Here is a 15,336-nt window from a genome sequence, read left to right as displayed (position 1 = left end):
TGCACGTGGGCGTATGCGTCTTTGACCTGTCACAACGGCTTCCTGGCGTGGCAGAGAAACCCTAATGGAGCACATTTATGTCCCGACAGAACTATACTTTTACTTCGGAGTCCGTTTCCGAAGGGCACCCTGACAAGGTCTGTGACCGCATTTCGGATGCCGTCCTTGACGCATTTCTGAATGAAGAACCCGAAGCACGTGTGGCCTGCGAGACCTTTGCCACGACCAACCGTGTCGTTATTGGCGGCGAAGTCGGTCTGTCGGATAAAGACAAGCTGCACGACTACATGGGTCGTATTGAAGAGATTGCCCGCGATTGTATCAAAGACATTGGCTATGAGCAGGACAAGTTTCACCACGAAACCGTCGAGGTAACAAACCTGCTGCACGAACAATCCGCTCACATTGCACAAGGTGTTGATGCTGCGGATAACAAAGACGAAGGTGCAGGCGACCAGGGCATCATGTTTGGTTACGCCACAACCGAAACCCCCGCGCTTATGCCCGCACCGATCCAGTACTCGCACGCTATCCTGCGTCGTCTGGCCGAAGTGCGCAAAAGCGGTGCCGAACCTGCGCTGGGCCCCGATGCCAAGTCACAATTGTCCGTCATCTATAATGATGGCAAGCCGGTCGGCGTAAGCTCGGTCGTTTTGTCGACGCAGCATCTGGATGAAGCGCTGACATCCGATGACATCCGCGAAATCGTTGAACCCTATATTCGCGAAACTCTGCCCGAAGGCTGGTTGTCTGCTGATACTGAATGGCATGTGAATCCGACGGGCAAATTCGTGATTGGTGGCCCGGATGGCGACGCAGGTTTGACCGGTCGCAAGATCATTGTTGACACATATGGTGGCGCGGCCCCGCATGGCGGCGGCGCGTTCTCGGGCAAAGACCCGACCAAGGTGGACCGTTCCGCTGCTTATGCCGCACGTTACCTGGCTAAGAACGTTGTCGCTGCTGACATGGCAGAGCGTTGCACGATCCAGCTGAGCTATGCGATTGGCGTTTCCAAGCCGCTGTCGATTTATGCTGACACGTATGGAACAGGTCACGTTTCAGATGAAGTTATCGAAAAGGCCGTTGGGCAGGTCATGGATCTGACACCGCGCGGCATTCGTGAGCATCTGCAAATGAACAAGCCGATCTATCAGCGCACTGCAGCTTACGGCCATTTTGGGCGTGAACCTGATGCAGATGGCGGCTTTAGCTGGGAACGCACTGATCTGGTTGACGCGCTGAAAGCCGCAGTCTGATCCAAACAGAAAGAAAGCGCGCCTGTCGGGCGCGCTTTTTTGTTGCGGGCACGTCGCGCACTTGCAACGCCAAGGCCCGCGCAGTATGGCCACCGCCATGAGCACCGAGACCCCACAACGCCCGCGCAGAAATTTCTATGGCCGCTTCAAGGGTAAGACCCTGAAGCCCAGCCAAAAGACTTATCTGAATGAAGACTTGGCCGCGCTGTCGCCAGGTGCCGTGGATTGGGAAACCAACCCCGAACGCAACCCATTGGACTTGGATGGGCTGTTCGGAGGCAAGCCTGTTTGGCTTGAAATTGGCTTTGGCGGCGGTGAACATCTGGTGCATCAGGCGCAAAGCAACCCGGATATCGGCATCATCGGGGCAGAACCTTATATCAACGGTGTTGCGATGCTGCTGGGTAAAATCCGGCAAGCGGGGGTCGAGAACCTGGCTGTACATCCCGGCGATGCGCGCGATCTGTTCGATGTGTTGCCCGAAGCCAGCATCTCGCGCGCCTTCCTGCTCTATCCGGACCCTTGGCCAAAGACCCGCCATCATCGCCGCCGTTTTGTGACGCCTGAACATCTGGAGCCATTGGCAAAGGTGTTGAAGCCGGGTGCGATCTTTCGCGTTGCCACCGACATTCCCGACTATGTGCGCCAAACGCTGGAAGAAGTTCCACGCGCGGGATTCGAATGGCTGGCGGAACGCCCAGCGGATTGGCGTCAGCCCTGGAATGACTGGATTTCAACCCGATACGAACAAAAAGCCCTGCGGGAAGGGCGGGTGCCACATTACCTGACCTTCCGTCGGATTGAACCCTGATCAGTTTCAAATTTCTGTAATCCTGAACACTATGTTAGTCTGTGTGCGGAGCACGCATTTCAGCATTGTATTTTCCAGGATTGCCATGTCTGACATACGGATCACGAACTGCCACACGCACCTGTTTCACGCGCGCCATGTGCCCGAGGATTACCCTTATCCGGCGCTCAGGCCATTCAAGAAGATGCCTTGGCTGATCAAAGCCCTGGCATTTGGTGCCCGTGTGGTTGGTCAGCATACAGCCGCCGAGAAACTGGACAGGCTCTATCGCTTTCAGCAGGAAACGGACGCGGGCAGCCAGCGAGATATTCTGGACAACCTGAGGCGACACTATCCGAGCGATACCCGCTTTGTCGTCCTGCCAATGGAGATGTCAGCCTTTGGCTTTGGGACGCCAGAGGTTTCCTTGAGCGCGCAACATGACGAGTTGGCGAAGCTGTCTGGCGACCCCGAGGTCGGCCGATCAGTGATACCCTTTGCAACGATTGACCCGCGGGCGGACCCACAGGCCACAGAACTCTGGCGGGCCATCGATGGTTTGAAGTTTCGCGGCCTAAAACTCTATCCGCGTCTTGGATTCGCACCGGACGATCCGGTTCTAATGCAGCATGTTTACCCACGGTTAGAAGAGTTGAACCTGCCGGTCATGTCGCATTGCTCACGCGGCGGCGTTCAGGGGCGCTATCTTTCGAACTATTGGGCCGACCGCTATACCGAGCCAGAGGCGTTTATTCCCGTAATGCGTGCTCATCCCAAGCTACGGATTTGCCTGGCGCATTTTGGCGGGCAGCGGGACTGGGACGCCTATGTCAATCCAGATCGCAAGAACCCGCTGGACGACGCCTTCAACAGGAACTGGCAAGTGGCGATCCGGCAGATGATCGGCAGCGGAAATTACCCGGGCCTCTGGACGGATATCTCTTACACATTGTTCCAGTTCGAGGATTACGCCCCCTTCTTGCGCATTTTTCTAACCGGCGAGGATGAAGAAGGTGAGCGCCTCAGGTCGCGTGTCCTGTTTGGATCAGATTACTACATGACCCGGCAAGAAGCGCTGTCAGAAAAGGCGGTCTGTTTCCGGCTGCGCAACATCTTGGGCGAGGAGATTTTCCGGCAGATCGCCGAAGAAAACCCAGCGAAATGGCTGGGTGAAGCCTGAGAGACCGCTTTGCGCTCATTGCCGCTGGACCAAGCCGCTCCAATTCGCTAATCCGCCTTGAACTGATAGCGCAAAAGGAGCCCCCATGTCCGGACACGGCACGCCCATCCCGATGACTTCGCATCCCTGCGGCCCGCTGACCGGCACGGCCGAGGTGCCGGGTGACAAGTCGATCTCGCACCGGTCGCTGATCCTTGGCGCGATGGCTGTGGGTGAGACCAGGATCTCGGGCCTGCTGGAGGGCGAAGACGTTTTGGACACGGCCAAGGCGATGCGGGCCTTTGGGGCTGAGGTTACGGATCACGGTGGCGGGGAATGGACCGTGCATGGCGTGGGCGTTGGCGGATTTGCCGAACCGGATCAGGTGATCGATTGCGGCAACTCAGGCACCGGCGTGCGACTGATCATGGGCGCTATGGCAACCTCTCCGATCACGGCGACCTTTACGGGCGATGCCAGCCTGAACAAACGCCCAATGGCGCGGGTGACTGACCCTCTGGCCCTGTTTGGTGCGCAATCGGTTGGTCGGTCCGGGGGGCGTCTGCCAATGACCATCGTGGGCGCGGCAGACCCCGTGCCGGTTCGCTACGAAGTGCCCGTACCCTCGGCCCAGGTCAAATCTGCTGTGTTGCTGGCGGGATTGAATGCCCCCGGCAAAACCGTTGTGATCGAGAAAGAAGCGACCCGCGACCATTCTGAGCGTATGCTGGCTGGCTTCGGTGCTGAGATCACGGTTGAAGATACCGATGAAGGTCGTGTCATTACCCTGACAGGACGTCCTGAATTGAAGCCGCAGGTTATCGCCGTGCCGCGTGATCCGTCCAGCGCGGCCTTCCCAGTGTGCGCTGCGCTGATCACACCCGGCTCGGATGTGCTAGTGCCCGGCATTGGCCTGAACCCGACCCGCGCTGGCCTGTTCACCACACTGCGTGAGATGGGTGCAGACCTGACTTACGAGAATGAGCGCGAGGAGGGTGGCGAGCCTGTTGCCGATCTGCGTGCAAAATATTCGCCGAACATGAAGGGGATCACCGTGCCGCCAGAACGCGCGGCTTCGATGATCGATGAATATCCTGTGCTGTCCGTGGTTGCGGCCAACGCAACCGGCACCACGATGATGGGCGGTGTAAAAGAGCTGCGCGTCAAGGAAAGCGACCGCATCGACGCCATGGCGCGTGGCCTGCGCGCAAACGGTGTGACGGTGAATGAGGGTGACGATTGGTGGTCGGTCGAAGGGCTGGGTATCGGCAACGTTCCCGGGGCCGGCACCTGCGAAAGCTTTCTGGATCACCGCATTGCCATGTCTTTCATGGTGATGGGCATGGGCGCGCAGAAGCCAGTTAGCGTGGACGATGGCGGCCCGATTGCAACGTCTTTCCCGATTTTTGAACCGTTGATGGCATCGCTGGGTGCTAAGGTCGAACGCTCGTGAGCTTCACAGTCGCGATTGACGGGCCTGCGGCTGCAGGCAAGGGCACAATCTCAAAGGCCGTTGCAGCACATTTTGGGTTTGCCTATCTGGACACAGGGCTGCTCTATCGTGCGGTAGGTCGACGTGTTTTGAAGGGTGTCGATCCTGTCGACGCGGCAAAGGCTTTGACCGCCGAAGAATTGTCGCAAGGCGATCTGCGCACTGCCGAAATCGCACAAGCCGCGTCCAAAGTAGCGGTCATTCCCGAGGTCCGCGCCGCGTTGGTGGATTTTCAACGCGCCTTTGCCCGTAGGGCTGGGGGGGCTGTTTTGGATGGGCGTGATATCGGGACGGTGATTTGTCCAAATGCCGAGGTGAAGTTGTTTGTGACGGCCAGCGCCGAAGTGCGTGCCGAACGCCGGTATCTTGAGCTCAGCGCCAAGGGTGCTGACGTGACGCGCGAACAGGTTCTGTCAGATGTCAAAGAACGCGACGCGCGCGACGCTGAGCGCAGCACTGCTCCGATGAAACCTGCGGAAGATGCGGTTCAGGTGGACACAACAGATCTGAGTATCGAGGCCGCATTGGCAAAAGCGCTAGACGCCATCAACGAAAAATTGCCCGCAGCGCACTGACGCCGCGAGCAAAGGTTTGGCTCTTACAGCTCGCCCACGGCAACGCTTTTGATGTTTGCCCACTGATCGTCAGCAGTTTTTGCCGTAGAGACAACGTCTTTCAGAAAGGCTGCGCGGGTTTCAGCATTCAGGAAAAGGTACAGTTTGCCGTCTGCCACCAGGTACTGATCCGGATCGCCGTCAAATTTCTTGCCAACTGATACGCCGAACGAGCAGAAGCCGCCATGCTGCGGCAAGAAAGCCGCCGGGTTCGCCTCAAACGCTTCCCGGTTAGCTGCGGTCGTGAAGTAGTAAGAAGCACCGTCATAAGTTGCTGAGTGGGTTGCGAAGCCTTCCACGGGATTGCCTTCATTGACCAGTGCAACCAGATCAACGCCGTGCGCGGCCAGCGGCGCACCTGCGGCCGAGATGCCGTTGGAGACGTTGATCTCGTCAGCGGCAAAGGCCGGTGTGGATAGGGCGACAGCAGCCGCAAGAACGGGCAGGATGAGCGATTTCATAGTGGTTTTCCTTTTGATTTCAGTTTCGGACCGACCGGTGTGTCGACCGATGAAAAACAGTTAAGGTTAAGCTTCTGAACGTGTAATCTCAGAAAGAACGCGTTATTTTGCAGATCGTACAATTGACAGAATTATTGGGCTTCGCAGATCACTAAGCTTTGTTTGGCCAGTTTGAGCTTCACTACTTATTGTCAAAGCATGTCTGCAGGAGTGACCTCATGTTTCGCATAGCCATCTTTCTGATTTTCGCCGCCGGAAGCCTTGCTGCGCAGGAGGTCGCGCCCGAAGCCTCGCCTGATGGCCTAAATGCCGAGCCTCCAATGACATACGAGCGGCTGGGTAATATCCTTTTTGCACTGGACCCCGAAGCACAGCCCCATGGGCCTGGATTTCAGATGACAGTGGCCGGTGTTCAGGTTTTGGTCATCACTGACATCAATGCAGATCGGATGCGAGCCATGGTTGCGGTCGGCAATGCCGCAGATCTGTCCGAAGAAGACTTGATCCGGGTGATGCAGGCCAATTTCGACAGCACTCTGGACGCGCGTTATGCGATTGCAAATGGCATATTGTGGGCTGCGTTTATCCACCCTTTGTCGTTGCTGGAAAAGGATCAGCTAATCTCGGGGTTGGCGCAGACGGTGAATATCGCGAAGACGTATGGCACGCTTTATTCCGGCGGGGCTGCGGAATTTGGTGGGGGTGACAGTACGGATCTGCAACGTGCCCTGATCGAAGAGCTTTTGAAGAAGGGTGAAGAAATCTAACCGGCGCCTGAACCCAGCGCATGTCCTTATCTTAATCCGCTTCATTCGTACCGCTATGCTGCGTTATTTGCGCGGCCAGGAAAGATTCCACATGCCACAGATCGCGTCGTGCCCGCCAAGAAAAGTCGCTTACCCGCAGATACGGTTCAAGCCGGTCGCATATGCGTGCGCAATATGCCGCGATAAGCCCTAGATGGACGCTGGAAAGCTGTTATAGTTTCCCTCAAGCAAAAAAGGGAAAGCTGCCAAATAACCCCAAAAAAGGGGGAAGCAGCTGCAAAATCCCCCGAGCCAACAGGGACAAAACCACATGAATAATCGTCTGAACCAAATCACCATCGTGGGCGGCGGCACGGCGGGATGGATGACCGCGCTGATCCTGGACATGGTGTTTTCCCGAACGTCGTCGCAAAAAGATCGCCCACGGATCTGCCTGATTGAAAGCCCCAATATATCGACCGTCGGGGTGGGCGAGGCCACGGTGCCCCGCATGCCGGTTACGCTGCGCCAGGCAGGCATTACAGAGCGGGATTTTTTCCGCGAAACCAACGCATCCTTCAAACTGGGCGTGAAGTTCTGTAATTGGAATAAGGACCGCAAGGGTAATCGTATCGACTATGTGAATCCCTTTGCACACGGCCAGATGTTGGAAGGTTTGGATGCTGCCGAGTATTTCCTGCGGTTCGGCAATGGGGATCGGGACTTTACCCAGTCAATCTCGCCGCATGACGATCTGGGTCGGCTGTGCAAGGGCGCACGACAGTTGGGCCAGCCTGAGTTTGAGCAGCGGTTTGGTTACGCTTACCATCTGGATGCAGTGAAATTTGCCGGGATGCTGACCAAGGTCTGCACAGATCGAGGTGTTGAACATATCCGGGATGAGGTGCAATCAGTTGAACTGGATGAACAGGGCAATGTCAGCCATCTGACGCTCGAGCGTAGGGGTCGCCATGACATCGAGATGGTTATTGACTGCACCGGTTTCCGCGGATTGATCATCAACAAGGCGCTGGGCGAGCCGTTTTTGGATTACTCGGATTACCTGCCCAATGATCGCGCCATGGCGTTGCAGATCGAGCATCCGAATCCGAAAAAGATCGAGAGCCTGACACGATCCACCGCACTTGGCGCGGGCTGGACATGGCGGGTGCCGCTCTACAACCGTGTGGGCACGGGGTATGTGTTCTCATCGGCGCATCGAACCGATGATCAGGCGGCGGATGAGTACCTCGAATGGCTTGGGGACAGCGGCAAGGGTTTGACGCCGCGTGTCATTCCGATGCGCGTTGGACGTGTGCGCAATGCCTGGGTCAAGAACTGTGTCGCTATTGGTCTGTCTGGCGGCTTCATCGAACCGCTGGAAAGTACCGCGATCCACATGATTGATCATGCGGTGCGCTGGTTCGCCGAGCATTTGCCAACGCGCGCCATCGAGCCATCGCTGCGGGCAAGATACAATCGGCAGATGGACAAGATGTACAACGAGGTGCTGGAGTTTATCTGCCTGCACTACCGTTTGGGCAATCGCACGGACGATCCCTATTGGATCGATGCGCGGACACAGATGAAGGTGCCGGACCGGTTGGCCGAGAATTTGGAGCTATGGCAGCACCGCCTGCCAATGGATCACGATGTGGAATTCGCCACGCTTTTTGACCACCGCGTGTATCAGACGGTTCTGTTGGGCAAGCAGGTCTATGATACGGGGTATGGGCCAGGCATCCGGGATCGAGTGCGACCATTGAAGAAGGTGATCTGGTATCAGGGTATGCAGCGCGCGAAGGAAGATCTTGCTCAGATCATCAGATCAATGCCTGACCACAAAACGCTGCTGCGCGATATCCGCGGCGAGCTGGAGCGCCCTGCCTTTGGCAAGGCGAAGGTAGCGCAACCGACTGTTGCGATGCCCGGCACCACGCCAGCGCCTGTTAGGATTCAGAACATGCCGAACTTTGCAGAAATCCAAAGCGGTGCAAAAGATCTGCAGTTGTTCTAGAGGCCCTGTGAGCTCGGGGCAGAACCCACTTTTGCAAAAATGAAGGTTGGGGTGAACGCCCCTGCCTCAGGCTCGTCTTGGGTGGGCGAAAAAGCAGCCTAGTAGGCACTTGCGCAGCCTATTATCGTTATGTAATTACATAATGGATGCGAAGGATATGTGCATTGCAAAGACAGTCAGATCACGGCTGCAAATTCCGCCGAAATCTGCGGAGCGGCCTCAAACGTCGGCAAAGAGAAACTGCACCGATGCAGGTTTATGACTCGCTGCCGCCGGGCTTGCGGCAATGGTTGGCTGCTGCCAGTTTGCCGTGGAGCCCGGTGTCCGCTCAGAAAATATGGAACCGGGCCGGAGGTGCACGCGATCCGTCTGCCGCGTTGATGCGCTTGGATGAGATAGAACAGGCGATGTTGCAGCGCGATGCCGGGGTTTGGAGCGCCAAACGCTAAACAGCCCTCTGCAAAGACCTGCCGAACCTTGAAAACATGGGCTTTACCCTTGCACATGTCGAGGAATCCGCCTATACGCGCGCTGTCGATACAAGGGCGGTCAACGTCCGGATGACGTTTCTGAGCAGGGCCGGGTTACCTCGGCCCTTTGTGTTTGTTTGCTCAGGGGCGCACCGGGTCACGCCAGACGGCATCATGAAACAAGACCGGCGGAGACAACCGCTCGGCCAGCAAAAACGTACTGTAAAGGAAAACAACGCCACATGGCTAACGCATCCATGGAGGAATTCGAAGCCCTCCTTAACGAAAGCTTCGAAATGGACACACCCGAAGAGGGTTCTGTTGTCAAAGGCAAGGTTCTGGCGATCGAAGCCGGCCAGGCCATCATCGACGTAGGCTACAAAATGGAAGGCCGCGTTGATCTGAAAGAATTCGCAAATCCCGGCGAAGCCCCTGAAATCGCTGTTGGTGACGAGGTCGAAGTCTACCTGCGCGCCGCAGAAAACGCCCGTGGCGAAGCCGTCATCTCGCGCGAGATGGCCCGCCGTGAAGAGGCATGGGACCGTCTGGAAAAAGCATATGCCGACGACCAGCGCGTCGAAGGTGCGATCTTTGGCCGCGTCAAAGGTGGCTTCACTGTCGATCTGGGTGGCGCAGTTGCGTTCCTGCCCGGTTCGCAGGTTGACGTTCGCCCTGTGCGCGATGCTGGCCCGCTGATGGGTCTGAAGCAGCCGTTCCAGATTCTGAAAATGGACCGCCGCCGTGGCAACATCGTTGTTTCGCGCCGCGCAATCCTGGAAGAATCGCGTGCCGAACAGCGCGCCGAAGTCATCGGCAACCTGTCCGAAGGTCAGACCGTCGAGGGTGTTGTCAAGAACATCACCGAATACGGTGCATTCGTTGACCTGGGCGGCGTTGACGGCCTGCTGCACGTCACCGACATGGCATGGCGTCGTGTGAACCACCCGTCCGAGATCCTGACGATCGGCGAAACCATCAAGGTTCAGGTTATCAAGATCAACAAAGAAACCCACCGCATCAGCCTGGGCATGAAGCAGTTGCAGGAAGATCCGTGGGATCTGGTTGCTGCGAAATACCCGCTGGGCTCTGTTCATCAGGGTCGCGTCACCAACATCACCGACTACGGAGCGTTCGTCGAGCTGGAAGCCGGTGTCGAAGGTCTGGTGCACGTCTCCGAGATGTCCTGGACCAAGAAAAACGTCCACCCCGGCAAGATCGTTTCGACCAGCCAGGAAGTCGACGTCATGGTTCTGGAAATCGACGGCGCCAAGCGTCGCGTGTCTCTGGGCCTGAAGCAGACTCAGCGCAACCCATGGGAAGTGTTTGCAGAAACTCACCCCGAGGGCACCGAGGTCGAAGGCGAAGTCAAGAACATCACCGAATTCGGTCTGTTCATTGGCCTCGAAGGCGACATCGACGGCATGGTTCACCTGTCGGATCTGTCCTGGGACGAGCGTGGCGAGGATGCGATCCAGAACTACCGCAAAGGCGACGTCGTTCAGGCGGTTGTCTCGGAAGTGGATGTCGAGAAAGAGCGTATTTCGCTGTCGATCAAAGCCCTGGGCGGTGACAAGTTCGCCGAAGCCGTGGGCGGCGTGAAACGTGGCTCGGTTATTACTGTCGAAGTGACCGCAATCGAAGATGGCGGCATCGAGGTCGAGTACGAAGGCATGAAGTCGTTCATCCGTCGTTCCGACCTGTCGCGTGACCGTGCCGAACAGCGCCCCGAGCGTTTCTCGGTCGGTGACAAGGTCGACGTCCGCGTCACCAACGTTGACAGCAAGACCCGCCGTCTGGGCCTGTCGATCAAGGCACGCGAGATCGCCGAAGAGAAAGAGGCCGTGGAACAGTACGGTTCTTCCGATTCGGGCGCGTCGCTGGGCGATATCCTGGGTGCAGCGCTGAAGTCGGGCGACTAATTCCGGGACACATCCCAAACAAGCTTTTCGGCCTCGCGCTTCAGCGCGGGGCCGTTTTTGTTGCGAATCAATGTGTTCCAATCGGCCGTGTTAATTTCGGTAATGTTTGCGCTTTAAGTGCGGAAAAACCCCTGTCCGGCAAAAATTCGCGTGAGAATATGGCAAAATAAAGCCTCAGCGCGCAGAGTATGCGTTCCCCCAAACCGGATTTTTTCCTATACTGTCAAATCAGTAGACCTGACACACCGGCTGCCTGGGAGGGTATCACGCATGATCCGTTCAGAATTGATTCAGAAAATCGCTGACGAAAACCCACATCTCTATCAGCGTGATGTCGAGCGGATTGTGAATACCGTGTTCGAAGAAGTCACCGACGCCATGGCCCGCGGCGATCGTGTTGAACTGCGTGGTTTCGGCGCGTTTTCGGTCAAAAAGCGCGATGCGCGTGTGGGGCGTAACCCACGCACAGGAGAGACGGTGCAGGTCGAGGAAAAATGTGTACCGTTTTTCAAAACTGGTAAGTTGCTTAGGGACCGATTGAACGGTAAAGCCTGACCGTATGATGCGCTACATTCGATATGCTTTTCTTGGGACGCTTGGGATCATCCTGATTTCGGTGTCTCTGGCCAATGTTGAGTCGGTTGAACTCAAGCTGATGCCGGATCCGCTGGCTGAGTTGTTGAGATTCAATCTGACCGCTTCGCTTCCGTTGTTCCTGGTGGTTCTGGGTGGTGTTGTGGCCGGTCTGATCATTGGCTTCATTTGGGAATGGATGCGTGAACACAAGCATCGCCGTGACGCGACCGCGAAGAAAAGCGAAGTGCGCAAGCTTGAGCGAGAGGTCAATAAGCTCAAGAAAAAGCAAAACGAGGGCAAGGATGACGTTCTGGCCCTTCTGGATGAGGCAAGCTGAGCCCAAGCCCCATGTCCGATGTTAGGTTCAAAATCTGCGGCTTGACCGCATCTGATCACGTGCGTGCAGCCGTTGAGGCCGGGGCAGGCTATGTCGGTTTTGTTTTCTTTCCGAAATCACCTCGCCATCTGGACGTTTCGCAGGCTGCGGAACTGGCCCAAATGGTTCCGCCCGGCGTCGCCAAGGTGGCATTGGTGGTAAACGCCACTGACGAAGAGCTGGACAGCATCGTGTCTGCGGTTCCGCTGGATATGCTGCAGTTACACGGTAAAGAGAGTCCTGAACGGGTTTCTGAGGTCCGGGACCGGTTCGGTTTGCCTGTGATGAAGGCGATAGGTGTTGCCGAGGCCAAGGATCTGGACGCAATAGATCTGTATTCCGAAGTGGCCGATCAATTGTTGATCGACGCAAAGCCGCCTCGGGGCGCGGAACTGCCCGGAGGCAATGGGCTGGCGTTTGACTGGCGCTTGCTGGCCGGTCGGAAATACTGGCGGCGTCCTTGGATGCTAGCCGGTGGTCTGACGCCGCAGAACGTTGCTGAAGCTGCAAGGATGACCGGCGCCCGGCAGGTCGATGTCTCTTCGGGCGTGGAAAGCGCGCCGGGTGTAAAGGACGCAACCCTGATCGGCGAATTTGCAGCCGCTTTGCAGTGATCTGATCCTTTAGTTGCCGCGTATCCCGGTTTGGGGAGGAAGACAGTATGTTGGCGGCAATAGGTGGTGTTTCCCTGAGGCACTGGTACAACGCGCCCGAATTTTTCTGGCGCGCGGGTCAGGCGTACAGGCAAGCAAAAGGCGACCCCTTGTGTCTGCACGCAGCTGTGTTCCGGCAGGATGGGCTCTATTTTTCACTCAGCGTGTGGCACGATATCGAGGCGATGCTGACGTTTGCACAATCGGGTCCTCATCGTCGTGTCATGCTGGCAGCCGATCGGCTGGCGGATGTGAACCGGTTCTACCACTTTCCGTGCATCGGTGTGCCCTCTGCGGAACTGGCAATTCAGGTCTGGCGACAAAACATACGGGTTGCGGAATGATGCGTTTTGCCCATGGCAAATCTTGTCGCCACAACCTATGAACAACGGGTACGACGAGTGGAGACACCCATGGCCAACGATCTTTTCAATTCCTTCATGTCCGGCCCTGACGAGCAAGGCCGCTTTGGCATCTTCGGCGGGCGATTTGTCAGCGAAACGCTGATGCCGCTGATCCTGTCGCTGGAAGAGGAATATAACAAGGCCAAGGATGATCCCACCTTCTGGGCCGAGATGGATGATCTTTGGGCGAATTACGTGGGTCGCCCTTCGCCGCTGTATTTTGCGGAACGCCTGACCGAGCATCTTGGTGGTGCAAAGATCTACCTGAAGCGTGACGAGCTGAACCATACCGGCGCGCACAAGATCAACAACGTGTTGGGCCAGATCATTCTGGCGCGGCGCATGGGCAAAACCCGGATCATAGCTGAAACTGGGGCAGGGCAGCACGGCGTGGCAACTGCAACCGTTTGCGCCAAGTTTGGTCTGAAATGCATCGTGTACATGGGTGCGCATGACGTTCAGCGTCAGGCCCCGAACGTGTTCCGCATGCGCTTGTTGGGTGCCGAAGTGATCCCGGTCACATCTGGTCGGGGCACTTTGAAAGATGCGATGAACGACGCGCTGCGCGATTGGGTGACCAATGTGCGTGACACGTTCTACTGCATCGGCACCGTGGCCGGTCCGCATCCCTATCCGGCGATGGTTCGCGATTTCCAGTCGGTCATCGGTAAAGAAGCGAAAGAGCAGATGATGAAGGCCGAAGGCCGTCTGCCCGATACGATCATCGCTGCCATCGGTGGTGGGTCGAATGCGATGGGCCTGTTCTACCCCTTCCTCGACGACAAGGACGTCAACATCATCGGCGTCGAGGCCGGTGGTAAAGGCGTGAACGAGAAGATGGAGCATTGCGCTTCGCTGACCGGAGGCCGTCCGGGCGTGCTGCACGGTAACCGCACCTATCTGCTGCAGGATGATGATGGTCAGATACTTGAGGGCTATTCGATTTCAGCTGGTCTGGATTATCCGGGAATCGGGCCCGAGCATTCCTGGTTGAATGACATTGGCCGCGCCAATTATGTCTCGATCACCGACAAAGAGGCGCTTGAGGCGTTCCAACTGTGTTGTGCGACTGAAGGCATCATCCCCGCGCTGGAGCCCAGCCACGCGCTGGCCCATGTGATGAAGATTGCGCCCGATCTGCCCAAGGATCACCTGATCTGCATGAACATGTGCGGGCGGGGCGACAAGGACGTTCAGACCGTGGCAAAATATCTGAACTTCGACATGTCAGACACCGAAGGCCGCACTGCTGACTAAAGTAAAGCCGCAGATGTTGCCACGGTTTTTCATTTCCGGGCAGCTGCACTGTGGAACTCTTCTTTTGATTGAGTCGTCTAAAGCCAGGAAGCGCGTGGTTCTCAGCTAGTAGTTGGCATGAACACGCGTGTTTCCTGATCGGACAAAGACTGACGCAATCCCTTCAACTGTTGCAATTTTGCTAGTTTTTGGCGGGTTCGATTGTACTTTTGTAGCCGCTTCTGTGTACGTTGCTACGCGGTGGTTTTAAGCCCAAATCACTCAATTATGGCCATTTGTATTGCGTGGCGCTTGTGTACTGCAAAACAAGCAAAACACATTCGCTGCACTAAGTGTTCAGTCGAGCGACTTCAAATTCTATACAACTTATAAGAATTGTTTTAACGTTTTGATAATCGGCTTATGGGGCCGGTTTTTTGGGGATGTCTCTACTTGTTGGAACAAGAGGTGACACGCTTGGGTTGCTGTTTTGACTCAAGCCACTCTTTGTTTGGCGCCCAAGGAATGCTGTAGGAGGTAAAATGGTAAGGTCTTCTATGTTGAGGTTTTTGAGCCTCGTGCTTCTGGTTTCGATGCTTATCCTCACAAACGCCAAGGAAAGCCATGCACTTGGCGGACCTTCATTTCCTGCTCAGATCATTACGACCCCAAATGGTGGGCAGATTTTCCTAAGCAATCTCCAAGGTAGTGAAACCGCCTTCATATCCTTGGGTGGCTCGGCAGGAGTTCCCGGAGGATCTTTCTATTTCAATTTCGGTACCATCCCGGCAAGCGCGATTACACCAGGTGGTTTGGCGACTTTGGGGTACCTCAACGCAACCAACATCAACCAAAACGGCGCGGACTCGACTTACGCAATTGATGGGTATCTTGGCGTGGTTTTCACAGCTCAGGAAACCGTTGGTGGACCGCTGTACCGCTATGAGATCGCGCTGTCGGGTGTCACGACCACTCAGGTTATCAACACACGGACGCTTGTGGACACAACCCAACCGACGGCCACAATCGGTGCACTGACAGCCACCGGAAACGGTACGTTTCAAGCGTCGATCACTCTTAGCGAGCCCAGCACCGATTTCTCGGTGGGTGATCTGGCTTTGACCAACGCTACAGCGACATTGTCCGGGTCGGGCAGCAACTATA

Annotated in this window: 16 protein-coding genes and 1 riboswitch; of the genes, 15 read left to right on the top strand and 1 reads right to left on the bottom strand. The window is 56.4% G+C overall.

The features are described from left to right. Nucleotides 1–23: 23 nt before the first annotated feature. A riboswitch (SAM-SAH riboswitch) is annotated at nucleotides 24–72 on the top strand. A gap of 5 nt (nucleotides 73–77) precedes the next feature. The 5 genes from metK (at nucleotide 78) to cmk (ending at nucleotide 5,275) form a co-directional block, all read left to right on the top strand. After that, the gene (gene metK, locus GS632_RS19435; RefSeq protein ID WP_171721913.1) at nucleotides 78–1,259 is read left to right on the top strand and encodes a methionine adenosyltransferase; all 1,182 of its coding nucleotides are present in this window, start codon (nucleotides 78–80) and stop codon (nucleotides 1,257–1,259) included. Between the two features lie 97 nt (nucleotides 1,260–1,356). After that, nucleotides 1,357–2,070 carry a tRNA (guanosine(46)-N7)-methyltransferase TrmB gene (gene trmB, locus GS632_RS19430; RefSeq protein WP_171721914.1) on the top strand — a complete coding sequence of 238 codons (714 nt, stop codon included), beginning with the start codon at nucleotides 1,357–1,359 and terminating at the stop codon, nucleotides 2,068–2,070. A gap of 85 nt (nucleotides 2,071–2,155) precedes the next feature. Beyond that, nucleotides 2,156–3,229 carry an amidohydrolase family protein gene (locus GS632_RS19425; RefSeq protein WP_171238955.1) on the top strand — a complete coding sequence of 358 codons (1,074 nt, stop codon included), beginning with the start codon at nucleotides 2,156–2,158 and terminating at the stop codon, nucleotides 3,227–3,229. An 85-nt stretch (nucleotides 3,230–3,314) separates the two neighbouring features. Beyond that, entirely contained in the window at nucleotides 3,315–4,661 is a 1,347-nt protein-coding gene (gene aroA, locus GS632_RS19420) for a 3-phosphoshikimate 1-carboxyvinyltransferase (RefSeq protein ID WP_171181435.1), read from the top strand. After that, complete coding sequence (gene cmk / locus GS632_RS19415; protein ID WP_171238957.1) at nucleotides 4,658–5,275, top strand: (d)CMP kinase; 618 nt, start codon at nucleotides 4,658–4,660, stop codon at nucleotides 5,273–5,275. Before aroA ends, cmk begins: the two co-directional genes overlap by 4 nt. 23 nt (nucleotides 5,276–5,298) lie before the next feature. On the opposite strand, the gene GS632_RS19410 is transcribed toward cmk, so the two are convergent. Continuing rightward, entirely contained in the window at nucleotides 5,299–5,775 is a 477-nt protein-coding gene (locus GS632_RS19410) for a YHS domain-containing (seleno)protein (RefSeq protein ID WP_171238958.1), read from the bottom strand. A gap of 218 nt (nucleotides 5,776–5,993) precedes the next feature. Here GS632_RS19410 and GS632_RS19405 point away from each other — a divergent pair, with 218 nt between their 5' ends. The 10 genes from GS632_RS19405 to GS632_RS19360 form a co-directional block, all read left to right on the top strand. Further along, the gene (locus GS632_RS19405) at nucleotides 5,994–6,542 is read left to right on the top strand and encodes a hypothetical protein (protein WP_171181430.1); all 549 of its coding nucleotides are present in this window, start codon (nucleotides 5,994–5,996) and stop codon (nucleotides 6,540–6,542) included. 310 nt (nucleotides 6,543–6,852) lie between these two features. Next, on the top strand, nucleotides 6,853–8,538 hold the full coding sequence (locus GS632_RS19400) for a tryptophan halogenase family protein (protein WP_171181428.1): 1,686 nt from the start codon (nucleotides 6,853–6,855) through the stop codon (nucleotides 8,536–8,538). 146 nt (nucleotides 8,539–8,684) lie between these two features. Next, nucleotides 8,685–8,987, top strand: a complete 303-nt coding sequence (locus GS632_RS19395) for a DUF6525 family protein (protein ID WP_256368693.1) — start codon at nucleotides 8,685–8,687, stop codon at nucleotides 8,985–8,987. A 263-nt stretch (nucleotides 8,988–9,250) separates the two neighbouring features. After that, a complete protein-coding gene (rpsA, locus tag GS632_RS19390) occupies nucleotides 9,251–10,927 on the top strand; it encodes a 30S ribosomal protein S1 (protein ID WP_068337749.1) in 1,677 nt (558 codons plus the stop codon). Between the two features lie 270 nt (nucleotides 10,928–11,197). Next, complete coding sequence (gene ihfB, locus GS632_RS19385; protein ID WP_050603110.1) at nucleotides 11,198–11,482, top strand: integration host factor subunit beta; 285 nt, start codon at nucleotides 11,198–11,200, stop codon at nucleotides 11,480–11,482. 7 nt (nucleotides 11,483–11,489) lie between these two features. Beyond that, nucleotides 11,490–11,840 carry a lipopolysaccharide assembly protein LapA domain-containing protein gene (locus tag GS632_RS19380; RefSeq protein WP_171181568.1) on the top strand — a complete coding sequence of 117 codons (351 nt, stop codon included), beginning with the start codon at nucleotides 11,490–11,492 and terminating at the stop codon, nucleotides 11,838–11,840. An 11-nt stretch (nucleotides 11,841–11,851) separates the two neighbouring features. After that, nucleotides 11,852–12,493, top strand: coding sequence for a phosphoribosylanthranilate isomerase (locus tag GS632_RS19375; protein WP_171181423.1), 642 nt, complete (start codon nucleotides 11,852–11,854; stop codon nucleotides 12,491–12,493). A gap of 47 nt (nucleotides 12,494–12,540) precedes the next feature. Further along, nucleotides 12,541–12,876: a hypothetical protein gene (locus GS632_RS19370; RefSeq protein WP_171721915.1), complete on the top strand. Its 336-nt coding sequence runs from the start codon at nucleotides 12,541–12,543 to the stop codon at nucleotides 12,874–12,876. Between the two features lie 69 nt (nucleotides 12,877–12,945). Further along, the gene (trpB, locus tag GS632_RS19365) at nucleotides 12,946–14,193 is read left to right on the top strand and encodes a tryptophan synthase subunit beta (RefSeq protein WP_171181420.1); all 1,248 of its coding nucleotides are present in this window, start codon (nucleotides 12,946–12,948) and stop codon (nucleotides 14,191–14,193) included. 521 nt (nucleotides 14,194–14,714) lie between these two features. Next, nucleotides 14,715–15,336 (top strand): Ig-like domain-containing protein (locus tag GS632_RS19360; protein WP_171721916.1); only part of this gene is annotated, 622 nt, incomplete at its 3' end.

It is taken from the genome of Ruegeria sp. HKCCD7296 (assembly GCF_013110775.1).
Lineage (GTDB): Bacteria > Pseudomonadota > Alphaproteobacteria > Rhodobacterales > Rhodobacteraceae > Ruegeria.
Note: the sequence above shows the minus strand (reverse complement) of the source record. Positions and strands in the feature narration are given on the sequence as shown.